We start from the raw sequence: 25,668 nt of genomic DNA, 5'->3' as shown, positions 1-25,668 counted from the left end.
GCATTAGGTATTAATTATAAGCCGAAGCCAGAGCTTTTAGGTGCATAGGACAGCCATGAGGACGAAAAAAGACATAAAGTTTTTAACAAAGCTATTGAATATAGAGGGAATAAAAGTCATCTCAGCTATTGAATATAGAGGGAATAAAAGTCATCTCACATCGCCAGCATGAGGGGATTGGAATAATTTTACAGGTGGAACGGATTGGCAAGGAAAGTAGCTGTCCACGTTGTGGAACAAGAAGCCACAGATTACATCAAAACCATCGATACCTAGTAAAAGATTTACCTTGGGGAGAGACTTTCATATATTTAGAAATTAACAGACGACAGTTTAAATGTAAAAAATGTGTCAAGCCATTTAGTGAAGAGTTAGAGTTTGTCAGAAAAAGAAGAACCTATACGAAACGGCTAGCCAAGCAAATAATCCAAGAAGTTTTAGAGAACGATATCCACAGCATAGCGAAAAAAGGGTTGGTGACAACAGAAGAAATAGAAAGGATGTTAAAAGACGCATCGAAAGAATTCTTGAAAGCCAAACCCAGCGAGTTGAAGAGATTAGGGATTGATGAAATAGCTCTAATTAAAGGGAAAGGAAATTACTGTGCCGTATTAATAGATTTAGAGAAGTCTAAGCTAATTGGGATGCTGGATGGAAGGACACAAGAAGAAATCAGGGAAGTCATGCTGGGATGGGGAAAAGAGGTATTAGAGAAAGTAGAAGAAGTAAGTATAGATTTGTGGAAAGGGTACAAAAATGTAGTAACAGAGCTGATGCCAAATGCACAAGTGGTCGCCGACAGATTTCATGTAATGGCACAAATAAATAAGGAATTAGATACCCAAAGAAAGCGAGAGAAGAGACAAGCAGAAGATGTAATTAAAAAAGCAAAAACGTCAGAAGACAAAGCAGTTCAAGAGAAAGTTTTAGAAGGATTGAAGAAAAGTAAATATGTATTACTTAAGAATGAATCAGACCTAAATGAAGAGCAAAAAGCCAAACTCGTTCAAGTTAAAGATGTATCTCCTACTCTTAATAGTATGCATGAATTAAAAGAGAAAATCAGACAGATTTTTGAGCAGGCTAATCATTGGTTAACCGGTTTATTTAAACTGGGAGTATGGCGATCAGAAGCCAAAAAATATTTTCCTGATAGTCAGAACACTATTATTCGTTGGCTAGATGAGATTATTGCTTACTTCGATCATAAGACTACGAGTGGTGTTGTCGAAGGTATTAATAATAAGCTTAAGTTGATTAAACGCTCTGCCTACGGGTTTAGAAATTTTGAAAACTTCCGAGTTAGATGTTTGCTTAATTGGCAGTTTAATTGTTAGTTTAGCATACTGGTTACTGAAGAGCCCATTTCGATAGCGACTATCTTTACGAGCAGGCTTGGGGCTTCCCATCTGCCGGAACAACCCACCAATCAAGTCATAGGAACTGGCTCCACTGCGGCACTCTTCCAATACTTCTGTAAAGAATCCCCTTGGCAGGAGATCGATATCTTCGGCGAACAGAGCCATCACACATTGCAGAATAAACCGTTGTGCAGCTTCGGAATCTTCTCCCCTTGCAACCATCTGGTTATAGACCCTTGCCACCTTATCCGCCGCTTCACGGGTCACATCAACCTGATTATTAGCGAACTGTGGCTTGCGGTTTTCGGGAAAGAGAAAGTTCAAAGCTGTGTAGCGATCAGGCAATTCTTCCAGCTTCAGCCGATCAACAGGTTCCCGAAGTTGCAGATCGAAGTCATAAATCCAAAACTCATTAAAGTTGCAGAGAACCACGTACTTCGGGCGTTTTGGTGTGGCATTCAGCCAATATTCAAAAGCCTGGTCGTAATGCTTCTCCAACTTCTCTCCCCGACTCTTCATCTCCACCAACAAACGATCTTCCCAAAACAGATCTGCATACTGGGTAGACTTGCCCTTTCGCTTAATTCGGTATTCTAGCGCCGCTCCTGCGTCCCTATATCCATCGTGTCCAAATGCCTTAAAGAGGCGCTCTAAAAACACCTGAGATTCACTGTTTTCGCGCTCTGAGGAGCGGGCATACTTAACAAAGTCTTGTATCTGGCTCAGTGTGTCTGTCATGAGTGATGTGTGAGGTTGAAGGAACAGTGAAGCAGCTTCTATCCTTTAGTGTTCCCACTTACATCATCCAGGCTCACCCTTTAAATCTGGAATTTCTGCCTTTGTTCTCAAAAGTTCATGTTCGACTTTCGTTTCGACTTGGGTGGTGTTCGGTGTGCCCCAAAGTATTTTTCACTGCGGTAGCGAAGCCACACCCGCAACTGCTGCGGAATCTTGTCTTTTTGTTCTTTAGTCAGCGTGTTGTAAAGCGCTAAAGCGCGATTTCCTTCGGAATAGCTTCGCTTAACGCGTTCTCCCCGACAGGCAGCGTTATTATGAGCATCCCAGTAGCTACGGGCAACCCGAATCCGCCGACAGACTTCCTTAATGAGTGCAACTCCTGTAAGGGGATGTTCCTGCTTTGCCATACTTCAATCAAAGCTCACTGGTGCGATGCCTTTGGCGGTTCGCCTAGCGACCATCGTAGCGTAATGAATTGGCGATCGCTCACCTTTCCTGAGTCCAATCCTCCAAAAGTAACCCTGGAACCTGAGAAAAATCCCGATAATTGCGTGTAACAACAATTGCCTCAATTGATAATGCGATTGCAGCAATTCGCATATCCTTTTGCAAGCGCTTTTTTGACAATGAAGGGATTTCAATCAGCAGTTGTTGATAGCGATCGCCAGCAGCTTGATCAAAACCTACCACGGGTACCCGTTTACACAGTGCGATCGTGCGGTTCAGCTTGCCATATAGCCGTACCAAATCTTGCGTGTCTTTCGCATCATTGATTCGCACTACCCAACCATTAAAAAGCTCCTGAACAGTCACAACTGTAATAGCGACATCTGCTCCCACTTCAGCTACCCGACGACTGACCTGTGGATGCCGCCCCAACAGTAGCGAAACATGATCAGTATCCAAAATCCAAAGACTCATATCGCATCATCTGCATCCTGGTCGCGTTCCGCCTGCCATTGTGCTGCCATCTCCGCAAACTCAGCATCCCCCTCAAACATTCCAATAAATTCTGTCCACGGATTTTCTCGAACAGGCTCTTTGAGAGAGATTTCTAGTGGCAAAACTTCAACGCTACTTAGGCGATCGCTCACCAGTTCTTGAATTGCTTGTAGTGCTTCCTTTCGAGTGTCTGCCTCCACCTGGCAGTTCGCTAGTTCAGCGATCGACGCAAGGGTTCGCCCTGTCTCAGTTTGCTCTAGCAACACATGAAGATTAAACGCTGACGTAGAGGAAAGCATGATATCCATGTTTTATAAAATCGGAGAGCTGATCCAATAGCTGAGTCGATCTGTGACTACTCTACCAAGTTAAAACTGTATGGTGTAGAGCTATATCGCCCCTCACTTCAGATAAACCCCTGGTTTCACAGTGCGATCGCATTTCCCCCACAACCCAAGGAAATTACTATTTCGACTTTCGTTTCGACTTAGGCGGCGTTCGGTGTGCCCCAAAGTATTTTTCACTGCGGTAGCGAAGCCACACCCGCAACTGCTGCGGAATCTTGTCTTTTTGTTCTTTAGTCAGCGTGTTGTAAAGCGCTAAAGCGCGATTTCCTTCGGAATAGCTTCGCTTAACGCGTTCTCCCCGACAGGCAGCGTTATTATGAGCATCCCAGTAGCTACGGGCAACCCGAATCCGCCGACAGACTTCCTTAATTAGTGCTTCTCCCGTAAGAGGATTTTCCGGCTTCTTCATACTTCTGAACGCTTTTATTCTTGAGATTTTAAACGCCAACCCGGTTTAACAACCTGACGCGCACGCGCAACAACTAGAGAATCATCAGGAACATCTTCTGTCACGACAGAACCAGCGGCAACGGTGACATCTTCTCCTAAGGTAACAGGGGCAACGAGTACACTATTAGAGCCAGTTTTTGTGCGATCGCCAATTTCTGTACGATGCTTCTTTACCCCATCGTAGTTAGCCGTAATTGTCCCGGCACCAATGTTGACTCGTGTCCCAAGGGTTGCATCTCCCAAATAGGATAAGTGGGCAACATTTGTGCGATCGCCTAATGTCGAATTTTTCAGTTCTACAAAATTTCCTACCCGACAGGATTCCCCCACTTCCACATGACCCCGTAGATGAGTGTAAGGCCCAATCCGAGTGCCATCTTTAACAACACTGTCACTCACGACTGAATACAGCACCGTTACATTCTGACCCAACTGGCTATTTTCAATCATACTCCCTGGCCCAATACGGCTACCGGAACCAATTACCGTTTTCCCTCGCAGATGAGTTTGAGGTTCAATCAGCACATCGGGTTCCAATTCTACGGTGTCATCAATCGTAATCGTGCCTGGGTGGACTAGCGTTACTCCCGCACTCATCCAGGCATCTTTTACCCGTGTTTGCAAAATCTCATAAGCATTCGCAAGCTGCTTGCGGTCATTAATCCCAAGAATTTCCTGGTAATCCTCAACATCCAACGCCATCACTGGCTCCAGGTAATTCACCACATCAGTCAGGTAATACTCTTTCTGGTCATTATTCGCTTGCAGTTGCGGCAGCACTTTTGCCAGTTGCGGCCAGTTGAAGCAGTACACTCCTGCATTAATCCGGTGGTTTTTCTTTTGAGCGGCTGTACAGTCTCGGTCTTCTACAATCTGTTTCAGCAGACTTTGACCATCACAAAAAACACGTCCATACCCTTGTGGGTTAGGCATTTGAGCCGTGAGGAGAGTTGCGGCATTCTGATGAGCTTGATGCGTTTCCAGCAACTGTTTAATTGTATTGGGTCGCAACAGAGGAACATCACCATTCAAAATCAGCAAATCACCCGTGAAGCCTTCCAAGTGTGGGAGGAGTTGTTGGGCTGCATGACCCGTTCCCAGTTGCTCGGTCTGTTCGACAAACTCAAGACCAGTAAAGGCATTCAACGATTGTTTTACTTGTTCACTCTGATAGCCGACAATCACGAGACGGCGTGAGGGTTCAATCGAGAGACAACTATGAAGAACTCGTTCAACGAGGGACATTGAACCCAATGTGTGGCAGACCTTAGGTAGGTCAGATTTCATCCGTGTTCCACGTCCCGCCGCTAAAATCGCTACTGCAACCATGATCAGCTATCAGTTTCCAGATTTTCGCTCACTGATGATAACACTGATCAAATGCTAGTCACCTACCCACAGTGCTGATCTACAAGGGCAACTGTCCTTGTGTCAACTTTGCTCCAGTTAAGTTAGCTCCACTCAAGGACGCTTCATCAAGCGCTGCTCCTCTGAGGTCGGCAAAGCTAAGGTTTGTTCCTGTCAAATCTGCCTGATGAAGGCAAGCATCCCTCAAGGAGGCTTTACTTAGATTTGCTCCTTTTAAGTTGACTTCACTAAGGTTTACTCTAGTTAGGTTTGTCCTGTACATACTGGTCTGGCTGAGATTTGCTCCACTCAGGTTCGCGTCACTTAAGTCTGCTGCCGTTAAGTCAGCGCCACTGAGATTTGCCCCACTCAGGTCAGCAAAATTCAGCTTCACGTAAGTTAAGTTGCATTGACTCAAGTTCTGCTCACAAAGCAAAGCACACCTCAAGTTAGCGTTGGCGAAATTCCTATCACCTATTGCATATCGCCTCAAAAGTTCATCCGTCGTCAATCTGGTGAGTAAAGCCGTTGAGTCTCCCTGCTGACACCATGAAGCTCCTACCAAGTTTGCTGCCGTGTTAACAGCTACCCTATCACGGTTAGGCATGACAACTCCGTTACACCCATCCCAGTCAGCACCGAGCATAAAGGCAATATCAGAAGCGGCAACTGCGGAGTCAAACAGGAGAACGTCGGGTTTATGCCCGGACAATAGCTTCATCCCAATCAATTGGTTTAGAGCTAAAGAATGTGTTCTTCTTAAAAAGTCTTTCATAGTGATGATGGGTGTTGAGGCAAGCAATCGCCAGATCGTTTTGGCTCTTACTCTGTCCAAAATTGTGCCTATGGCTTGCTATCAAAACTGTAGGGGGGTTCTACTTTATGAGTAGGGATTCCCGACTGAGTTGAAATGCGATCGCAAAGTGCTGCCATCTTGCGGCGGATCGCACTCTCGTAAAAAAAACAACGATGAAACTTAAGTGTTAGCTGTCTATAGGCACAGATAAACACTTGAGTAATGTAGATATTCTTAGGATTATATTTATTGAATTTAGAAAAACATTTTTAAGCAAATTAGATTTTATTTTATCAACAAAAAATTTATCGACCTCTTGTATAAAAGCCACTAATATGCACTTTGCTTTTTTAACCTAAAGCTAATCTTATTCAGACTAATTCTTTAACTTGCTATAGCAAGTTATTAATACTCTCATGGGACGCTATGGGGCGTGACAACTCAGTATTTTGGTATAGCGACCATAACGAAACATGGCTAACGTACAACTTGAAGGCTTTGCTCTCCTCCCCGCAGATACATTCGCTGAAGGTCCTCCTACTGGTGAAGATGTTTCGGGAAACGGTCGCACTGGACCATTTGACAGCCCACCAGTCCAAGGCTTTAGTGGGGTTCAGTTTGCTAGCAACGATTCTTACTGGTTTCTCTCTGATAACGGCTTCGGTAGTAGAACCAACAGCTCTGATTACCTGCTCCGAATCTATCAACTCGCTCCTAGTTTTAATGGTGCAGAGAATGGCGATGGTAGTGTGGAGGTTTTGGACTTCATTCAACTGTCTGACCCCGACAATAAAGTTCCTTTTGAAATTCAGAATGAAGGCACAAGCGATCGCCTTTTGACTGGAGCAGATTTTGACACAGAATCCTTTGTCTTTGCGGCTGATGGCACAATCTGGATAGGTGAAGAATTTGGTCCCTATTTGCTCCATTTCGACGCAACAGGCAAACTACTCGATGCGCCAATTCCAACCCCAAACTTCTTCGACCTCAACACCCTCACTGGGGAAGCGCCAATTGTCATTGGACACCGAGGTGCAAGTGGTTTGCGTCCAGAACATACTCTGGAAGCTTATGCACTTGCGATCGAACAAGGGGCTGACTTTATCGAACCTGACTTAGTTTCCACTAAAGATGGTATCTTGGTTGCTCGTCACGAGAATGAAATCTCTGGCACCACAGACGTTGCTGACCGCCCAGAATTTGCTGACCGCGAAACTACCAAAATTATTGATGGTCAAGAAGTCACGGGTTGGTTCACTGAAGACTTCACCCTAGAAGAACTGAAGACTCTCAACGCAAGAGAACGTTTACCAGACCTGCGGGGAACCGAATTTGATGACGATGGGTTAAAAATTCCTACTTTAGAGGAAATCATTGACCTGGTTAAGCAGGTTGAAGCCGAAACGGGTCGTGTAATTGGCATCTATCCGGAAACTAAGCACCCCACCTACTTTGATTCTGTTGGACTGTCCCTGGAAGAACCACTGATTGAAACCTTGGTGGAAACTGGGTTTACTGACCCGGATCGGGTGTTCATCCAGTCCTTTGAAGTGACAAATCTCCAAGAAGATTTGACACAACTGATGGCAGAGGCGGGAATTGACCTACCACTGGTGCAGTTGTTTGATGAGTTTTCGGTACAGCCTTATGATTTTGTCGCTAGTGGTGACTCTCGTACTTATGGGGATTTGATTAGTCGGGAGAGTCTCCAAGATTTTGTCGCCACTTATGCCGATGGGATTGGTCCCTGGAAGCGAACGTTTGTGCTGACAGAACCTTTGGAAACCCCAATTGATACGAATGGAGATGGTGTCGCTGACGTAACTGAACGACTCACAGGTGAAATTTTACCTGTTGTTGAAGATGCCCATGCGGCAGGCTTACTCGTACATCCCTACACCTTCCGGGATGAAGATGTTTTCTTGACTGAGGACTACAACGGAAACCCAGAACTGGAGTACGAACAGTTTATCCGCTTGGGAGTGGATGGGTTCTTCTCCGATTTCCCAGGAACAGCCGATGAAGTTCGTGATGAAGTGACAGGGGAATTTGTGCGATCGCCTGATAACCCTGATGTCTTAGCAGGTGAAGCCGTGTCTAACCTAGGGGGTTCCAGAGGTTTTGAGGGGATGGCAATTAGCCCTGACCAGGCAACACTGTATCCATTGTTAGAAGGTTCAGTTACAGGTGATCCAGACAACGCCCTAAGAATCTACGAGTTTGATGTCGCCTCTGCTGATTATACGGGGCTAGCTGGCTTCTATGGCTTAGAAGACCCCAACCATGCGATCGGGGATTTTACTGTGATTAACGAGAATGAATACCTCGTTATTGAACGGGATAGTGGACAAGCCGACACCGCCGAATTCAAAAAAATCTTCAAAATTGACCTCACACAGAAAGATTCCGAGGGCTTTTTTGCCAAAGAAGAAGTTGTCGATTTGCTCAATATCAGTGACCCCAATGATCTAAACGGTGATGGTAGCACGACCTTTGACTTCCCCTTCGTCACGATTGAAGATGTGTTAGTGGTTGATGAAGATACGCTGCTAGTTGCCAATGACAACAACTATCCCTTCTCAGTTGGGCGTCCTCCGGAGATTGATAACAACGAAATCATCCTTCTGGATTTAGAGAACCCTCTCAACGTTGATTTACGTGTTGGTCTTGCCGCCCTCGATCGCACTATCATCCAAGGCAATCAGGAGAGTGAAACCCTCGTTGGTGCTGACAATGTTGACGATTTCATCTTTGCCAGTGGTGGAGATGATACCGTTGCTGGTGGTTTGGGGAATGACCAAATCTTTGGTGAAGAGGGTGATGATACCTTGCGGGGTGACCTCAACGACAAATCCCCTGGTGGTGACGTTGGTGGTGATGACATCATCTATGGTGGGGAAGGAAGCGATCGCATCGGTGGGAAAGCTGGCAATGACTCACTGTATGGCGATGCTGGCGATGACTTCATCTGGGGCGATGATGGTAATGACCTGATTCGGGGTGGTTTGGGTAACGACACCTTGGTAGGAGATGACTTCTCCGGTGGTAACGGCAGCGATACCTTCGTACTAGCTAGTGGTGAAGGCACTGATACCATTCTCGACTTCCAAATTGAAGAAGACTTCATTAGTCTTGCTAATGGTTTAACCTTTGGTCAGTTATCAATCACACAAGATGAAAGTAACGCTGTGATTGGATTTAATGACGAGACTCTTGCCTTCTTAACTGGAGTTCAAGCGAGTACTCTAATTGATAACGCCTCTACTGTGTTCATCTCTGTCTAATCCCGCTTCACTTTGATATTGCATTAAAGATTGGGTAGGGACGCAAAGCCTTGCGCCCTTACCCAATTTTGTATTTAGACAATTACATCAAGAATTGAATTAGTTTTATACCCTTTTTCAAGCAATGAAGTCCAAATTTCTTGTAAGGGCGCACAGTGGTGCGCCCTTGACTGTATTGCTTAATAACTTTTCTAACTAATATTTATTTGTAATTTTCCTAGTTAATCTAATTAGATAGAGCTGAAATTTAAAAAAACTTGATTTAGCTCTTTGAAAAATTTTAGCTTTAACCGCATTAAAAATTATACGCTGAACACTAATTTTTCTTAGCTCTTGCGTAAATAGCTATTTGTATTAAAATCTTTCTTTCACTAAATCCGAGACGTAGCACCCTGGAAAGAATTTTCAAGAAAAATGCTTTTTAAAACAAATTTTCTTTCGGCATCTATTAGCGAATTCTACCAAAAACGAAGTCGAGTCACGGAATTCTGGTTAAAAAACTATACAAGAAGCGGTAAGAACTCATGCGATGTCAAACTTTATACGAAAGTCTTCCGTGTATTTATTTCAGGATTGACTCAGCCGGAGTAATTCTTTCAGTCAGTCAGTTTGGCGCTGCTTACCTGGGTTATGGGGTAGAGGAATTAACAAACCAGTCAAGCTTTAGCCTTATTCATCCGGAAGACCAGGAAAAACAGACAGATGCGATCGCAAAGTGCATCGACTCTCAACTTGTCGCAGATTGCAAATACCGTATCTACCGGAAAAATAACAGAACGTTGTGGGTCACAGCCAAGGTTCGCATGATTCCAGAGACAGCTATCAATCCAGAAATTCTTTTAGTTTGGGAAGATAACACCGAAAGTTACCAAACAGCAGAAAAGGCACTACAGCAGAGAGAACAGGAACTAGAAGCCTTAGCCAAACTGACTGAAAGTATCGCAACAAATCTACCAGGCTCAGTCTATCGAGCCGTTTTGCATCCTGATGGCAAGGTGAGTGTACCCTTTGCCAGTGCTGGTTTACAGGAACTCACGGGTATTGAGCCAAAAGCAGCAATGCAACAGCCAAAGTGCTTGTTCCAACTGGTTCATCCCGACGATCAATCACAATTCCGTCAGACGGCAAGAACTGCTATGGAAAATCTTGAGCCGTTTGATTGTGAGTATCGGCTGATCACAACATCCGGTCAAACTAAATGGGTACATGATCGAGCGCGATATTGCCGGATGAGTAATGGTGATGTGATTGTAGACGGAGTTGCTCTCGATATTAGCGATCGTAAACTTGCAGAAGCCGCTCTCCGAGACAGTGAATACCGCTATTACACCCTGACAAAAATGTCACCAGTTGGGATATTCCGCACCGATGCCCAAGGACAATGCATCTACGTTAATGATCGCTGGTGTGAACTTGCTGGGATGTCTTGGGAAGAGAGTTTTGGAGAAGGTTGGGTAAAAGCGCTCCATCCGGATGATCGAAAGCGTGTCTTTAGAGAATGGAACCGGATGAGAAATGAAAATCGACCCTATAAAGTTGAATGTCGTTTTCAGCACCCGGATGGAGCGATAACCTGGGTTTTAGCAGAAGCGATCGCGGAAAAAGGGGAAAACGCAGAGGTAAAAGGTTACGTCGGGACATTCACCGATATTACGGCAAATAAACAAGCCGAAAAAGCCCTTAGAGAAAGCCGAGAAAAATACAGACTGCTGTTTCAACTCTTCCCTATTGGTATTTCCATCACTGATGAAGTTGGCAAAATTATTGAAGTCAACCCTGCCTCAGAGAAGATTTTAGGGGTTCTAAGCGAAGAACATATCCAAAGAAACTACGATGGTGAAGAATGGCAGATTATTCGCTCGGATGGCACGCCGATGCCACCGGAAGAGTATCCCAGTGTTAGAGCCTTAAAAGAAAATTGCCTGATTGAAAATATTGAGCAAGGAATAGTGAAACCAGGTAATAAAATTTCCTGGATTAGTGTCACAGCCGCTCCTATCCCTCTAGAAGGGTATGGGGTTGCGATCGCTTATATTGACATCACTACACACAAGCAAACTGATGAGGCTCTACGACAGCAATTCTTGAGGGAGCGGCTGATGGCAGCTATCCAAGCACGGATTCGTCAGTCTCTTGACCTTACCAAGGTGCTGAATACGACAGTCGCGGAAGTGCGGCAGTTTCTTCAAACCGACCGAGTGATTATTTATCGCTTTGAGCCAAACTGGAGTGGGATTGTAATTGTAGAATCGGTTGGGCAAGGGTGGACTCCCACACTGGGACGAACAATCCAGGATGATTGCTTTGTCAAAGAACTCTGCATTGAGCCATACAGACAAGGTCGAATTCAAGCTTTGGAGAATATCTATACAGCCGATTTGACTCCCTGCTATGTCAATTTACTAGCCCAGTTTCAGGTTAAAGCCAATTTGGTAGTGCCGCTCCTGCAAGGGGAAAAACTATGGGGATTACTGGTTGCTCAGCATTGTAGTCAACCCAGGCAGTGGCAGTTGTGGGAAATCGAGTTACTTAAACAACTCGCGACTCAAGTGGGAATTGCGATTCAACAAGCAGAACTCTATCAACAACTAGAGGTAGCGAATCAAGAATTAAAACGTCTGGCAACCTTAGATGGTTTAACTGGGTTAGCGAATCGCCGTCGGTTTGATGAGTATATAGAACAAGAGTGGTGGCGTCTCGCTAGGGAACAAGAACCCCTATCGCTCATCATGTGTGATATTGATTTTTTCAAGCTTTACAACGACACGTATGGGCATCAAGCGGGTGATGAGTGCCTCAAACAAGTCGCCACTGCCCTCCGTCACAGCGTCAAACGTCCGGCTGATTTAGTGGCACGGTATGGAGGTGAAGAGTTTGCTGTGATTTTGCCCCACACAACGGTGGTGGGAGCCTTCTGTTTAGCCAAGTCGATTCACCAGCAAATTAGACAGCTAAGGCTTGCTCATACAGGTTCAACCGTTAGCCAGTATGTCACCCTCAGTTTAGGAGTCGCGGGTTTAATTCCTTGCCCCGGTGTAACACCAGCTAAGTTGATTGCGGCGGCTGATGCGGCGTTGTATGAAGCAAAAACGACAGGACGCGATCGCGTTATTCTCGTGGAACTTTAAAAAGACAATGATAAATTCAATACAGAGGGAGTGCGACCGAAGCACTTCGTCTAACTCCCGTTAGGTGGGATGATTTACGTGACACTTATTGGCATTTGCTGTCTCTCAATGCAAAACAAGACTAAGTTAATTAGTAAGATCATTGCCAGTACCCTGCTATTTTTGGCTCTAGCACCACAAAACAGGCAATTTGCCCAAGAGTCACCGCTTCTCTCTGTCTTTCTCCTCAGAATGACCTGTGTTGATACAGGACTCGGCAACTGGGCACGTCAGACGCGAGATGTTTCTGTCGGGAAAGCTGTTTATAGATCAAGGCTGTACATGGGTCCAGGCGACCGTTCTGCATCTATGACTTGTAAGCTTCAACCCAATCCGGGAGAAGTAATTTTTCAGACCCTACAGCTAGATTTTGGGATGCGCGACAACGACCGGAATAGCCCTGCAACTGTTGTTAACGTTTATCTAGATGGGGTGAAGGCTCAGACTCGGACAGTTTCTCCTGGACAACAAGCATCGGTGTCGTTAGATGTCACCAGTACAACTAACGTTTCCATAGAAACCATCTGTACTAACCAATCCCGGTATTGTGAGCGGGTTTATTTTTGGAACGCTTCACTGGGGTATCCACCTTTGGTAATCGAATAAAGTCAATTGCTATCAGGATAGTGGCGGCACACTTAAACCCTTGAGGGAGTGCTGCCTTTCCTGGGTCGTTAACCCCTTACACTGAATCAATACGCCAAAGCCCCCCAATCCCATAGGGTTCATGAGTTGGTGTAGTGCCTGACGACGCTGCATAATTGTCATCACATCCCGTGCTTCAGCGATCGCTTGACCTTGGGGATCATTCACACGGGAGAGGGCGGTAATGCGATCGCCTAATCCCAATGCCATCAAAAACAACCCTTGCTGAGTAAATCCCACCCGATGCAAGTCGCACAATTCGCCCTGACGCTCCAGAGCAGTAAAGTCTACATGAGCGGTTATATCCTGATGTCCAACATATAAATAAGGGTCATCATGATGCTGGTGACGGTAATAGCACTGTAATGTCCCTTGGTGGCGTGATGGGAGGTAATAGCGAGTGGCTGGATAACCGTAATCAATTGTCAACAAAAACCCGCGTTGCAGGCGTTTAGCAACCGTATTTAGCCAATCCAGAGCGGCTAGATTAACCTCACTGCGATAGCCATCTGGATAGGCACCTGACATCAAATCTATTCCCACAAAATTAAAGTACTCCTGTAAGCGAGGTGTTGAAGGAGTATCTGTAACCTCGACAAAGCGAATCTCTTCACCTGTAGCATCGGCTGTCGTGACGTAGATTTCCTTTAATTGCCCTGCTTCCAGCACAAATTGATGTACGGGTAAAGCATCCACCAATTCATTAGAAAAACAACAACCCGTGATTGAGTTTTCGGGTATTTCGTCCCAGGAACACCACCGCACCGACAACGGCTGTAGTCTTAATTTCTCTAGTTGCTGCTGCTGCTGAGCAATCAGTCCTGCTGCCCTCTCAACAATGAGATACTCCAACGCCTTAAAGCACTGAGGATGCCACCGATGGAGGTAACTGAGAATATCTGCCGCCAGCAGTCCTTGCCCTGCGCCCATCTCAATTAGGGTGAAAGGCGCTGGCTGTTCTAAAATTTCCCACATTTGGGCAAATTGCTCAGCAAGTAACTCACCAAAATCACTGCCTAAGTGAGGTGAGGTAAAAAAATCGCCCTCTGATCCAATGTTGACAGAACCAGTTGCGTAGTAGCCATATTGCGGCTGATACAGCGCCAAGTCCATGTACTCAGCAAAGGTAATTCGCTGGTTGGGTGCGGCAGCAATTGAGGTAGCAATCAAGCGTCGCAAAACTTGGTCATCTGGAACTGATGACGGTTGGGAATTTTGCCTGGAATCGAACGAGTTACGCATAATTCATAAAAATTAAGGAGTTTGCTGTCAAACCCCCTTAATACAAATGGCATTGACTTACTCCCTGTCCCGCTCTAAGAATACCTAAGCTTGAGATAGCAGGGGAAGCAGGGGGAGAAGGGAAATAGGTAATCTTTTGGTGGGAAAGGAGTCAGAAAAATTGGTGAGTGGTTTAATTCCTATTACCTCTAAATACCTACAAAAAAAACCTTGTGCAGGGGGTCTGGGGGAGGCACTCCGTCCCCCACCGGAGATGAGAGTGAGGAGGGGGATTGAGGGGAAGACCCCCCAATCCGGGTTTTTCAACGAAAAATAATGTTCATTTAAGGAAAGCGACATTCCCCTTCCTTAATACCATCATTACAACTTAAAATATTGCAGTAATTAATTCAAACCTCAAACGTTTCTTGACGAACCGAGTGCAGTCGTAAAAAATCATCTAAATCCGCATAAGTGCCAGCATAAGTAACCGTAGGAGACTCATACCCCTTTAGATGAACGGTGTGTTGCTTGAAGCCAATCTCATGCTCTCCTAAACCTGGAAGATAGCGGTAAGTATCTTCTCCCAAAGCAATGTCCAAACCAATTTGCTTAGTGGAAGACTCCAACCGAAAGGCAGCATTCACCGTATCACCGATCGCAGTATAATCAGGGCGATCGCCACTACCTGTATTACCTACCATCGCATAGCCAGTATTCAGTCCCGTCCCAATCCGCAAGGGGAAGGGTAGAGGATATTGCTTAGAAAGAGCCGATGTCATTTTATGCAGCGCACTGACGGCTTGCAAAATATTTAAGGTTTCTTCACTACTAATCTCTTGGGAACCATGGAACCAAATCGCCATGACTGCATCCCCGATATATTTGTCTACCCAACTGCCAGACTGGCGGATGATGTTGCCTGACTGACGGAACCAAGTACCAATGACTGCTGACAGAATTTTTTCGTCAAGCTGGCGAGTGAGAACGGTGAAATCACGGATATCTACTACCATCACTGACATCAGACGACGCACATGCAGCGCTGAAGTGATGGTTTCTTTCTCATTTCCCTGACTGAAATCTGTATTACGGCTGCTGGATGGGCAATGAAACTCTAACTCTGTCTGACCAAAAGTAAGGTGATCGCCATTTCGCAGGGTTACTGGAATACTGACCCGGCGTCCATTAACAAAGGAACCATTGCGACTTCCTAAATCAATCAGGTAAAAGTCACCCGTTTCAGTACACTGCAACATCGCGTGATTTCGGGAAATCCAGCGATCTGATAAGACAAAGTTATTATCATCACTACGACCAACAGTCCAGCAATTGCTCCCCACCAATGGCAGATAGCGGTTACCGGTGTCAGTCGGTAGAAGTAAATAGGGAGTGGATCGCAGAGTCACCACAGGCACAGAAGCAAAGATGGGTTAACAGAAACGTTGTTCTAGTTGATCTAGTAGATGCATTCTGGAGCCAACTTAGTGATTCCGGAAAGAAAACTACTGAGTGTACCTGAAGCGATGCTTTGTTCATGACGAACAATCAGGGACATTCAGGCTAAGGAAGCTGCCACCCAAAACAGACTGTCTACCAAAATTGTACTCAAGACTGCACCACTAAATGCCCACCATTGCAACTGTCCTTTACCCAATGACCAAAGACCAACGACTAAAAGAGTACCAATCAACACTACAGCCCAGCTAATTCCCCAAGGAGTTTGCACTTGAGCGATCGCACTTTGAAAAATTGGCGTTGCGAGTGCTGGGTCAACTTGCATCACCTGACGCCAGTGAGGAATTAGGTCGGTTAGATAGAAATATACATCAGTTAGAGCGGTTCCGAACAAGGAACCCAGGTAAAACAGATTTCCTACCTTTCCCCAACCCCGCCACAAACCCCACAGGGCAAATGGTAGACCAATAGCCTCGACTGGTAGATGAATTAAAGGTTCCCAACGTAGCCAACCCCAATAAATTGACCCAGCTAGCCAACTCCAGCTAAACCCCAGCAGCAAATCTCCCCAGATTTGTGTCTCTTTTTGCTTCAGCAGCCTTAACCCCAGCCCCACCCAAGCCAAGGTCATCACTAAACTTAACAGGGGTAGCTGCCGCACCAATGGCGCTTGGGCAAATACAGGTACAGAAACGAGAAACGATGCTGCCGCAAACATTAACCAGGCTTGTCGGTTGCCAATGGGCGCTATAGCGTCACCAGGTAGAAAAATTTGCTCTGACTGGTCTGAGAAACCAGAAGCGGAAGATGAGAACCAAGTATTGTTAAACAAGATAACGTTAATATTCTTTACTTATCTTTATATATCTCAAGATACCACAGAATCTATGCCCCCTAGGGGGATATTAATAATCATATTTCAGTTTCGAGCCATTGACCAGTTGCAGGATTAATTACAGCTCTTGCTATGGGGAAAACTTGAGTGGAAGCCCGGATGCTGTTGGCGATTCTTTGTAAAGTACGCAAGAGTGCCGATTCTGACGTAGAAGGTGAAGCTTAAAACCGCCAGTAAAACTTAACGAGAGATTCACTCAAACTTTTACAGGAGTTAATAAAATGCTTGCTAAGCTGTGGACAAAATTAACCGTAGGCAAATAGGGATAAGGTATGGTTAGATTTCGAGGTCAGTGGTTCAAGCTCGTTGGCATTGGTGTAATCAGCGCAATCCTCACTTTTCCCTTAAATGTTCTCGGCACCACCCTGTCACCAGATGTGGCATCAGCGGCAACAACAGCAACGCCCCAAGTTAATGCTTTCCAGGCTGTGGTTCTGGGTATGGTGCAGGGGTTAACCGAGTTCTTGCCAATTAGTAGTACAGCTCATTTAAAAGTGGTACCAGTGGCACTAGGTTGGGGCGATCCCGGTGTGGCGTATACAGCGGTGATTCAACTAGGCAGTATTGCCGCCGTACTTTGGTATTTCTGGAAAGATCTGGTTCAAATCACGACTGGAGCGATCAAAGCAATCCGAACCTCTGACTACCAATCTACTGACTTTCGGATGGCAGTAGGAATTGCTTTGGGAACTATTCCCATCGTCTTCTTCGGACTGCTGATCAAAATATTTATTCCCGACTTTGATAATTCACCACTACGAAGTGTCAGAGCGATCGCAATTGCCTCAATTGTAATGGCACTGTTACTGGGACTTGCCGAAAAGAGAGGAAAGCGAAAGCGCGGTTTTGAGGATTTGACGGTTCAAGATGGGGTTTGCATGGGATTAGCACAGGCAATGGCATTAATTCCTGGAGTCTCTCGTTCAGGTTCTACACTGACGGCTGGGTTATTTATCGGTTTAGAGAGGGCAGCCGCAGCGCGTTTTTCTTTTTTACTAGGTATTCCAGCGATTACGTTAGCCGGATTGGTGGAATTAAAAGGTGCCTTAGAGGAAGGGATAGGGGATGCTGGATTAGTCTCCCTTGTGATTGGTACTATCTCAGCTTTGGTGTTTTCATATTTATCGATCGCATGGCTATTGCGCTTCCTGCAAACTCAGAGTACCTGGGTATTTATCTGGTATCGCTTAGTGTTTGGGGTTGTGATTTTGGGTGCGATCGCAACAGGATTATTGAGAAATATCTAGATGTGCTGTGGTGACACAAAGATTAATCACCGAGGCTGACGCTACGTCAAGGGCATCTACTCTTGCGATCGCGAACCTAAGAGTACCAGTCACAATCTCTTAGACTGGCATTAGGGCTAGTGATTCGGTACAGTTCCTGATGAGTGAGATTTCAGTTCGTCCTGCTTTAATTACCAACGTTTTACCTGACTCGATTGCGGCAGAGATCGGGTTTGAGCCGGGAGATGCGATCGTTGCTATCAACGGTACACGTCCTCGTGACCTTATTGATTATCAGTTTCTCTGTGCTGATGAAGTGCTAGAGCTTGAAGTCCTCGATGCAGCAGGTAAAAGTCACTCAGTAGAAATTGAGAAAGACTACGACGACGATTTGGGACTGGAATTTGAGACAGCCTTATTTGATGGCTTGATTCAGTGCAATAACCGTTGCCCATTTTGCTTCATCGATCAACAACCACCAGGCAAGCGGCAAAGTTTGTACCTCAAAGATGACGACTATCGCCTCAGCTTTCTCTATGGTTCCTACTTAACCCTTACCAACCTGACTCAGAAAGAGTGGGACAGGATAGAACAGATGCGGCTATCCCCCCTCTATGTCTCTGTCCACGCCACTGAACCAGATATTCGTAGGCGTTTGTTGAAAAATCAACGCGCTGGGCAGATTTTAGAGCAACTCAAGTGGTTTCAGGAGCGACGGCTACAAATTCATGCTCAGGTTGTTGTTTGTCCTGGGATTAATGATGGCATCCACTTAGAACGGACACTGCTGGATTTAGCGCAATTCCATGCAGGTGAAGTACCAGCCGTTGCCTCGGCTGCTGTCGTACCCGTAGGATTAACACGCTTTCGCCCCACAGAAGACGAGTTGACACCAGTCAGTCACGAGAAAGCAGAGGAAGTAATCCGCCAAGTTCAACAGCTTCAGGAGAAGTTCCGCCAGCAGTTGGGTTCTACTTTTGCTTGGTTAGCCGATGAGTGGTTTTTAATTGCCCGACAGGACTTACCACCGGAATCCCATTACGAAGATTACCCCCAAATTGGTAATGGTGTCGGTTCAATTCGTCAGTTCCTCAAGCAGTTTCAGAATATTGCCTCTGAGAAACTGCCACCACGACTAGACACACACCGAAGCTTCACCTGGGTAGTAGGCAATGCAGTTGAACAAGCCTTCCAGCCCCTTGTCCAGCAGTTAAATGCAGTAGAAGGACTGGACGTGAGGTTGGCAGCATTGCGTAGTGACTACTGGGGACAGGAGATTACTGTGACTGGATTGCTTACTGGGCAAGATTTACTTAAGGGCTTGCAGGGAAAAGATTTAGGTGAGGCAATCCTGCTACCCTCCCTAATGCTGAAGCAAAATGATACTCGTTTTCTCGATGACATGACGGTAGAAGAACTCACCCGTCAGTTGGAAACTCCCATTCTGCCAGTTAATGGCACTGAAGAACTCATTGAAGCTTGCATTAAACACAGCTTTTGCACCAAGCCCTCAGAATGGAATTCTGGGGCTATACAACCCAAGTCCGCCGCCGGAGCTTTAGTGAGGACGGACTAATCGGAAATTAATGTTTTGGTAACCTGCGAAGGTAGGTTAGCCTTCGGCAAGCGCTTCGCGTCTATTTTTGTGTAGCTGCGGTTTCAACTGCCAAGGGCAAGATATGAGCTATAGGTAATTAGCCGTCAGCTTACAATTCCTGTGCTGTTTTACTCAAGGCTTAGTGCGCTCTAATGTTACTGAAGAACATCCACGATAAAACTTCGCATTAGAGCCAACACTTCTGGTGAAATTTCATGCCCAATATTATATTCTTGATACTTCACGGCAGCTCCTGCGGCTGTTAGCCTATCCCTGGCACGTTGCGCGGCAGCAAGAGAAACAACTTGGTCTTTTGTGCCATGCACAATCAAAACGGGGGGTAAAGATTTGCCAGATAGGTTAGGTATTGGGTGCATATAGCCACTCAGGGACACTAAGCCAGCCAGGGGTAGAGTTAAACCTACATCCAGCGTCATTGCTCCACCTTGAGAAAATCCACTCAAGATGGTGCGTGATAAGGGAACACCTGTATTAGCCTCTAGAGATTTTAGCCAGTCTGTTAGCTGCTGCCGACTTGAGATTACGCCCTGGTCATCTTGACTTTGCAGGTTGTACCACATCCTACCCCCAGAGACACTGGGATGGGGGTAAGGGGCATCGGGAAACAGGAACTGGTACTCTGGCAAATTTAGCACTGGCGCAAAGGGTGCCAATTCTTGAGATCTTCCACCAAATCCATGCAAGCAAACAATTAGAGCCGTTGGTGTTTGACCCGTTGCTGGTGGAACTGAGATGAATTTTAACGACAAATACTTATCTCCCAAATCTGAATCCGTTGGATTTTGGGCAGACGTAGAGTTTTCCGTGCAAGCTTTTAACAGCGTCATTGAGACAGTGGCACCGGTAAGCAGCAGAAATTGACGCCGATTGAATTGGTGAGTTTTCAAAGCACACGATCCCAAAATCCAACACACTGCTTCGATCTTAGTGTTGTTGAGCTGAAGCGATCGCCAAGTGTTCAAATTGGGGGAAGGGGATAATTTCCTTTCCCCTCAAACTTGTTTCAGGGCGTCCTGTGAACGAACACAACGGATGTTGTGCCCTAAAAACCCCTAAAAATCACTGTGATTGGCGATCGCATCCTTCATCCTTTCAATCACTTCAGTAACAGGAATTGCTCCCAAATCTTTCGATTTCTCACCAGCGGCACGCAGACGAATGCTGAGAGTATTATTCTCTACCTCCTCGGCTCCCACCACTGCCATTACAGGGATTTTTCCCTTCTCGGCATTACGGATTTGCTTGGGTAAGCGTTCGCCACTGGTATCGGCTTCGGCACGGATACCTGAGAGTCGCATTTGTTTAGCAACTTCCTGGGCATAGGGGAGTTGCGCCTCACTCACCTGTGCAATCCGCACTTGTACTGGCGCTAACCAGAAGGGGAAATCCCCAGCGTACTCCTCGATCAAAATGCCAACGAGTCGCTCTAGAGAACCAAAAGGCGCACGGTGAATCATCACAGGACGTTTCCGAGTACCATCTTCAGCAACGTACTCTAAATCAAAACGCTCTGGCAGGTTGTAATCTACCTGTACCGTACCTAGTTGCCACTCTCGCTCTAGTGCATCCCGGAAGATAAAGTCTAGTTTGGGGCCATAAAACGCCGCCTCTCCAATACCGTCGAAGTGTTCCATCCCCAACGTTTCCACAGCGCGACGGATAGCAGATTCTGCTTTATCCCATGCTTCATCAGAACCAATGTACTTATCTGATTGGGGGTCGCGGAAACTTAAGCGTGCTTTAAAGTTCTTCAGCTTCAAAGTTCCGAACACTGACAGAGTTAAATCAACCACACTTAAGAATTCAGCATCAAGCTGTTCTGGTGTAACGAACAGGTGAGAATCATCCTGGGTGAACCCTCGAACCCGCGTTAATCCCCCTAGTTCTCCAGATTTCTCATAGCGGTAGACAGTGCCGAACTCCGCCAGACGCATTGGCAAATCCCGGTAGGAATGCAACTCGCTCTTATAAATCTGAACATGGAAGGGACAATTCATCGCTTTGAGGACAAAGCCCTCATCTTCCGACTCACCCATCATTGGGAACAAGTCTTCTTTATATTTCTGCCAGTGTCCAGAAGTTTTGAATAGCTCAACTCGACCGATGTGAGGAGTTACCACAGGTTGGTAGCCACGTTTGAGTTGTTCTTGTTTCAGGAAGTCTTCTAAGGTACTTCGTAACACAGTTCCCTTCGGTGTCCAAAGCGGTAATCCTGGGCCGACTTGATCCGAAAAGATAAATAGTCCCAGTTCCTTACCTAGCTTGCGATGGTCGCGTTTCAGGGCTTCTTCCTTACGACGCTTGTATTCTGCTAGTTGCTCTGGTGTTTCCCAAGCTGTGCCGTAAATTCTCTGTAGCTGAGCCTTTGTGGCATCGCCTCGCCAATAAGCACCTGCAACGCTTTCTAATTCAAATGCCTTTGGGTGCAGTTCCTTGGTGTTTTCCAAGTGCGGCCCAGCACATAAGTCCCACCACTCGTCAGCGAGGTGGTAAATCGTAATTGGCTCTTCTAGTCCTTCGAGGATTTCTAGTTTGTAAGGCTCATTAATGTCCTTAATCCGACGTTGGGCTTCTTCTCGACTTACCTCTTCCCGCACCACTGGCAATTTACGGTTGATGATTTTGATCATCTCTTTCTTAATGGTCTTCAGGTCTTGCTCAGTAAATGGCTCTGGTTTGTCGAAGTCATAATAAAAACCATTCTCAATCCAGGGGCCGATAGTCACCTGTGCCTCTGGAAAGAGCTTCTGCACTGCCATCGCCATGATATGGGAGGTTGTGTGACGAATCTTTTGCAAGGATTCGGATTCACTCGTGCGGGGCAGATTGATTTTTTCTGGCTGCTCTGAATCTTCTGGGTTGGGCATCGGCGGCTGTTGCATTGAGGGGATTTTCTTCCAGTTCAATTGATTATTCTTCTCTGCCTCTATGATACAGAGGTTGCTTTTGGGTCAACTACGCTCTTCGACTCTTCCCCGGCGGTTTCTCTGCAAAAATTCTGATGAAAACTGAAAAGATTATTAACAGCGGCATGATAAATTGTTAAGAATCGTAAACTCAGTTAAGATAAACTCAAGAGAATAATCTGTTTTAAGTTCATGCCCCAGTCTCAGCCATCCGAACAAGAATTACTGAAGACGTTATTGCAGCCGCTATTAGAAGATTTTCAATATTGGTTTTCGCGAGCGCGCTCTTTATTAGAAACTGAAGACATCACCTTTTTAAGTGAGGAGCAACAATCAGATTTACTATCGCGAGTTAAAACAGCTCAGCAGGAAGTGTCTACAGCTCAGATGATGTTTCAAGCCACCAATGGTCAAGTGGGAGTTGAAACCTCAACGCTTGTCCCCTGGCATCGATTGGTAAGTGAGTGCTGGCAAGTAGGAATGCGGTGGCGCACGATGACATCCACGGCACCCAGTTCAGACTCAGATAACTAGAATACTATTGAGTCCTGGGATTGAGGAAATAGCTGGTTGCTCAGTGATAAGCTGAACTAGCTACAGATAAAAAAACATTTTCTTACCCATTATCTAGACAAGAATTTACCAGCAAACTATTTGGTCTGGAGGATGATATAATGCTACACCTACTTTATCTAGTTGCCTTTACTGCCATTGCGTTTTTGGCAATTGGCAACCTGCTCCGCAGCTTGTTCACGATCAGCATGGATTACCCACGCTCTTACTCTCCAGCCGGAAGATCACAAGCCGAGTGGGGGCGATCGCAAATTAATGCTTCTCGATCAGGATATCGTTCTGTACCGCACCCAGAACTACTTGATGACACGGGTAATCCCATCAACGAGCCGCTTTTGGTCATGCGTTCCATGACAGTAGAAGATGCTCGTGAACAGTTAGACGCTCTCTATAAGTCTTCTCCCGGAAACCGCACAGATAGAGCCGAAGAAAGCTGACTGTCAGACTAGCAATCAGCTCATTATTTTTGAGGAAGTTTGGAGTTTTGAGAAACTCCAAGCTCTTATCGGATTAACTTTACAATTGTCAGTGGTAGTTAAATCTTAAACACTACACTGACTGATGCACCACTTAAATAATTCGGGGTAGAGCAAGCCCTTGTGAATCTCCACAACACTTAGAGAAAAAGAGCAATGTAGAGGTCTTAAAATACTTAGCGTCTGCGAGAGCGGTTACGAATTTCATGACGGATACTCCAACGTAAATTGTTGAAGTTTTCCCACATTGCTTTAAGTACTAGTAGAGCAAAAACAAGAGTTGCAATACTAATTGCCGCAGCCTTGGTAGTTGAGTGTGGGGCTTTAGCGACAAAAAAAATTAAACCAAAAATGCCACCAACAACAGACGCAATAACGGCTGCTTTTACAGCTTCAACAAGGATGAATCCAGTGGCAAATATTAGCGACTCACAGCCTGAAACCAATACGCCAAATGCATTGGTTAGCTGTTGTCGGTAATTCCAAAGTAACCAACCGAGAACAGCGATCGCACTAAAAATCAAAATAACATTAACAACCCACATTTAGCTTCTCCATTGCACTGTTCTAAACTAACAGCAGCTAACTGAGTTTTCGAGTGAATTTAGTAAATTCTCGCTGTTTAGTCATTAAAACCAGTGGCGTTTTAACCGCCAGCACAGATATATCGGATAGAATCTTAAAAAAATCTAGCTACAAGCTGATTTGGATCTAGAAGTAAAGTAGGTAAGCTCACAAGGCACTCCTATCTATCCAATTGCGTCGCTTTTGTGGATATCTATATTCTTGACCTACTGGTCATTGGTCTACTCCTGCTTCTCGTCACCTTAGGGTCAGGCTGGATTTCTCGGTGGCCGCTTTCCTATGCCCAAATCTACTTGCTTGTTGGTATTTTGCTGGGTCCCTATGGGTTCAATCTAATTCAACTACGTCCCGGAGCCGAGTTTCTAGAGCGCGTCACAGAGTTTGTTGTGATTGTCTCTGTGTTTAGCTGCGGCAACAAAATGAATCGCCCTTTGAATCTACGGGCTTGGAATTCAACGGTTCGGCTGATTGCTTTTTTGATGCCAATTTCCATCTTTGCGATCGCAGCAGTGGGACATTGGATTTTAGGACTAAGTTGGGGAGTCGCCATTTTGCTGGGAGCGATTCTTGCACCAACCGATCCAGTCTTGGCATCAGATGTCCAGCTTACTGATGTTAAAGATAAGGATGAGTTGCGATTTGGCTTGACCTCTGAAGGTGGGTTGAACGATGCGCTGGCTTTTCCCTTTGTCTATTTCGGACTCCACTGGCTAGAGAATGACAATTGGCAAAGCTGGGTTGGAAAATGGGTGGCTGTTGATATAATTTGGGCGATCGCGGCTGGAATTGTGATGGGCATTGTAGTGCCTAAGGCAGTTGTCTGGATAGACCACTACCTTCAACGATACCGAGAGATAGATGAGATTTTGGAGGACTTCGTTGCTCTCAGTACCATTTTGCTGACCTATTCTTTAACAGAGGTTGTAAACGGCTATGGCTTTCTTGCCGTTTTTGTGGCAGGAATTGTGGTGCAACGTAGTTATCGTCACGACCCAGAGAAGCAACGTTCTCAGTTTGAATTCACAGAGCAAATTGAAAAACTCCTTGAGGTAGGGACCATTTTGCTACTAGGTTCTCTACTACTCGTTGAGCCGATGCGGCGATTTGCTAGTGACGGGCTTCTGGTAGCAGGATTATTGCTTTTTGTGATTCGACCTGTAGGGGTTTGGATTAGCACGATTGGCACTCGCTTTCCTCCGCAAAAGCGTTTGCTACTTGGCTGGTTTGGGATTCGAGGTGTCGGCTCGTTGTATTACCTGTCCTATGCTCTTGGAGAGAGGTTACAAGGAGATTTAGGCGAGCGAATCGCTTGGATTACCTACATCACGATTGTCATTTCTGTAATTCTGCATGGGATTAGTTCCACACCGTTGATGAACTGGTATGAGCGTCGCACCAAGCGCCGCCGTAAAAATGTTAATTTGGCAACCCGTCCTGAGGAATCTTAGAGCTTACACAAAAATTATTCCTCTCATCCCAATCTTGCAAATTCCCCACAGACTCTTATGTCTGGGGCTACACAAACAAAGCCTGCCTCCGCAGGCTCAATTGAGTCCGCCTCCGCGGACTTTGTTTATATAGGGCTTGCTGAATAAGTCAGAGGAAAACAACCGATGGATTAATTAGTTATTTA

Annotated in this window: 21 protein-coding genes and 1 pseudogene; 9 read left to right on the top strand and 13 right to left on the bottom strand. The window is 45.7% G+C overall.

The window, feature by feature from the left end; genetic code table 11:
- Positions 1-128: 128 nt before the first annotated feature.
- Positions 129-1,337, top strand: a complete 1,209-nt coding sequence (locus AC5JL3_RS20760; RefSeq protein WP_496076279.1) for an ISL3 family transposase — start codon at positions 129-131, stop codon at positions 1,335-1,337.
- Positions 1,338-1,385: 48 nt separating this feature from the next.
- Here AC5JL3_RS20760 and AC5JL3_RS20755 read toward each other — a convergent pair.
- From AC5JL3_RS20755 to AC5JL3_RS20725, 7 genes and pseudogenes are all read right to left on the bottom strand, one after another.
- Positions 1,386-2,099, bottom strand: a pseudogene (locus AC5JL3_RS20755) (type IIL restriction-modification enzyme MmeI); the annotation flags it as partial.
- A gap of 107 nt (positions 2,100-2,206) precedes the next feature.
- Positions 2,207-2,506, bottom strand: a complete 300-nt coding sequence (locus AC5JL3_RS20750) for a Precorrin-3B methylase (RefSeq protein ID WP_496076278.1) — start codon at positions 2,504-2,506, stop codon at positions 2,207-2,209.
- 79 nt (positions 2,507-2,585) lie between these two features.
- Positions 2,586-3,020, bottom strand: coding sequence for a type II toxin-antitoxin system VapC family toxin (locus AC5JL3_RS20745; RefSeq protein ID WP_496076277.1), 435 nt, complete (start codon positions 3,018-3,020; stop codon positions 2,586-2,588).
- Positions 3,017-3,340 carry a hypothetical protein gene (locus AC5JL3_RS20740; protein ID WP_496076276.1) on the bottom strand — a complete coding sequence of 108 codons (324 nt, stop codon included), beginning with the start codon at positions 3,338-3,340 and terminating at the stop codon, positions 3,017-3,019. The genes AC5JL3_RS20745 and AC5JL3_RS20740 overlap by 4 nt, the downstream gene beginning before the upstream one ends.
- Positions 3,341-3,506: 166 nt before the next feature.
- Complete coding sequence (locus tag AC5JL3_RS20735) at positions 3,507-3,797, bottom strand: Precorrin-3B methylase (RefSeq protein WP_496076275.1); 291 nt, start codon at positions 3,795-3,797, stop codon at positions 3,507-3,509.
- A 14-nt stretch (positions 3,798-3,811) separates the two neighbouring features.
- Entirely contained in the window at positions 3,812-5,167 is a 1,356-nt protein-coding gene (gene glmU, locus AC5JL3_RS20730) for a bifunctional UDP-N-acetylglucosamine diphosphorylase/glucosamine-1-phosphate N-acetyltransferase GlmU (protein WP_496076274.1), read from the bottom strand.
- A 79-nt stretch (positions 5,168-5,246) separates the two neighbouring features.
- The gene (locus AC5JL3_RS20725) at positions 5,247-5,960 is read right to left on the bottom strand and encodes a pentapeptide repeat-containing protein (RefSeq protein WP_496076273.1); all 714 of its coding nucleotides are present in this window, start codon (positions 5,958-5,960) and stop codon (positions 5,247-5,249) included.
- Positions 5,961-6,454: 494 nt separating this feature from the next.
- Here AC5JL3_RS20725 and AC5JL3_RS20720 point away from each other — a divergent pair, with 494 nt between their 5' ends.
- The 3 genes from AC5JL3_RS20720 to AC5JL3_RS20710 all read left to right on the top strand — a co-directional run bounded on the left by AC5JL3_RS20720 (position 6,455) and on the right by AC5JL3_RS20710 (position 13,038).
- Positions 6,455-9,265 (top strand): esterase-like activity of phytase family protein, encoded by a 2,811-nt coding sequence (locus AC5JL3_RS20720; RefSeq protein WP_496076272.1) that lies wholly within the window; start codon positions 6,455-6,457, stop codon positions 9,263-9,265.
- 524 nt (positions 9,266-9,789) lie between these two features.
- Positions 9,790-12,393, top strand: coding sequence for a PAS domain-containing protein (locus tag AC5JL3_RS20715; RefSeq protein ID WP_496076271.1), 2,604 nt, complete (start codon positions 9,790-9,792; stop codon positions 12,391-12,393).
- A 108-nt stretch (positions 12,394-12,501) separates the two neighbouring features.
- On the top strand, positions 12,502-13,038 hold the full coding sequence (locus AC5JL3_RS20710; RefSeq protein ID WP_496076270.1) for a hypothetical protein: 537 nt from the start codon (positions 12,502-12,504) through the stop codon (positions 13,036-13,038).
- Between the two features lie 12 nt (positions 13,039-13,050).
- Here the strand turns inward: AC5JL3_RS20710 and AC5JL3_RS20705 are convergent, their stop codons facing one another.
- From AC5JL3_RS20705 to AC5JL3_RS20695, 3 genes are all read right to left on the bottom strand, one after another.
- Entirely contained in the window at positions 13,051-14,319 is a 1,269-nt protein-coding gene (locus AC5JL3_RS20705) for a class I SAM-dependent methyltransferase (protein WP_496076269.1), read from the bottom strand.
- Between the two features lie 389 nt (positions 14,320-14,708).
- Complete coding sequence (locus tag AC5JL3_RS20700) at positions 14,709-15,710, bottom strand: adenylate/guanylate cyclase domain-containing protein (protein ID WP_496076268.1); 1,002 nt, start codon at positions 15,708-15,710, stop codon at positions 14,709-14,711.
- Positions 15,711-15,856: 146 nt separating this feature from the next.
- On the bottom strand, positions 15,857-16,474 hold the full coding sequence (locus AC5JL3_RS20695) for a DUF3120 domain-containing protein (RefSeq protein WP_496076286.1): 618 nt from the start codon (positions 16,472-16,474) through the stop codon (positions 15,857-15,859).
- A 449-nt stretch (positions 16,475-16,923) separates the two neighbouring features.
- Between AC5JL3_RS20695 and AC5JL3_RS20690 the strand changes: the two genes are divergently transcribed.
- Positions 16,924-17,898: an undecaprenyl-diphosphate phosphatase gene (locus AC5JL3_RS20690; protein WP_496076267.1), complete on the top strand. Its 975-nt coding sequence runs from the start codon at positions 16,924-16,926 to the stop codon at positions 17,896-17,898.
- 139 nt (positions 17,899-18,037) lie between these two features.
- Entirely contained in the window at positions 18,038-19,453 is a 1,416-nt protein-coding gene (locus tag AC5JL3_RS20685; protein ID WP_496076266.1) for a TIGR03279 family radical SAM protein, read from the top strand.
- A 176-nt stretch (positions 19,454-19,629) separates the two neighbouring features.
- Here the strand turns inward: AC5JL3_RS20685 and AC5JL3_RS20680 are convergent, their stop codons facing one another.
- Entirely contained in the window at positions 19,630-20,244 is a 615-nt protein-coding gene (locus tag AC5JL3_RS20680) for an alpha/beta hydrolase (protein WP_496076285.1), read from the bottom strand.
- Between the two features lie 303 nt (positions 20,245-20,547).
- Positions 20,548-22,377 carry a threonine--tRNA ligase gene (gene thrS / locus AC5JL3_RS20675; RefSeq protein WP_496076265.1) on the bottom strand — a complete coding sequence of 610 codons (1,830 nt, stop codon included), beginning with the start codon at positions 22,375-22,377 and terminating at the stop codon, positions 20,548-20,550.
- A 216-nt stretch (positions 22,378-22,593) separates the two neighbouring features.
- Between thrS and AC5JL3_RS20670 the strand changes: the two genes are divergently transcribed.
- Together AC5JL3_RS20670 and AC5JL3_RS20665 are read left to right on the top strand one after the other, a co-directional pair.
- The gene (locus tag AC5JL3_RS20670; RefSeq protein WP_496076264.1) at positions 22,594-22,935 is read left to right on the top strand and encodes a DUF2605 domain-containing protein; all 342 of its coding nucleotides are present in this window, start codon (positions 22,594-22,596) and stop codon (positions 22,933-22,935) included.
- A gap of 140 nt (positions 22,936-23,075) precedes the next feature.
- Positions 23,076-23,411 (top strand): DUF2973 domain-containing protein, encoded by a 336-nt coding sequence (locus AC5JL3_RS20665; RefSeq protein ID WP_496076263.1) that lies wholly within the window; start codon positions 23,076-23,078, stop codon positions 23,409-23,411.
- Between the two features lie 215 nt (positions 23,412-23,626).
- Here AC5JL3_RS20665 and AC5JL3_RS20660 read toward each other — a convergent pair whose 3' ends face one another.
- On the bottom strand, positions 23,627-23,995 hold the full coding sequence (locus AC5JL3_RS20660) for a hypothetical protein (RefSeq protein WP_496076262.1): 369 nt from the start codon (positions 23,993-23,995) through the stop codon (positions 23,627-23,629).
- A 225-nt stretch (positions 23,996-24,220) separates the two neighbouring features.
- Between AC5JL3_RS20660 and AC5JL3_RS20655 the strand changes: the two genes are divergently transcribed.
- A complete protein-coding gene (locus AC5JL3_RS20655; RefSeq protein ID WP_496076261.1) occupies positions 24,221-25,483 on the top strand; it encodes a cation:proton antiporter in 1,263 nt (420 codons plus the stop codon).
- The last annotated feature ends 185 nt before the right edge of the window (positions 25,484-25,668 follow it).

This window comes from Symplocastrum torsivum (genome assembly GCF_059505465.1).
Note: the sequence above shows the minus strand (reverse complement) of the source record. Positions and strands in the feature narration are given on the sequence as shown.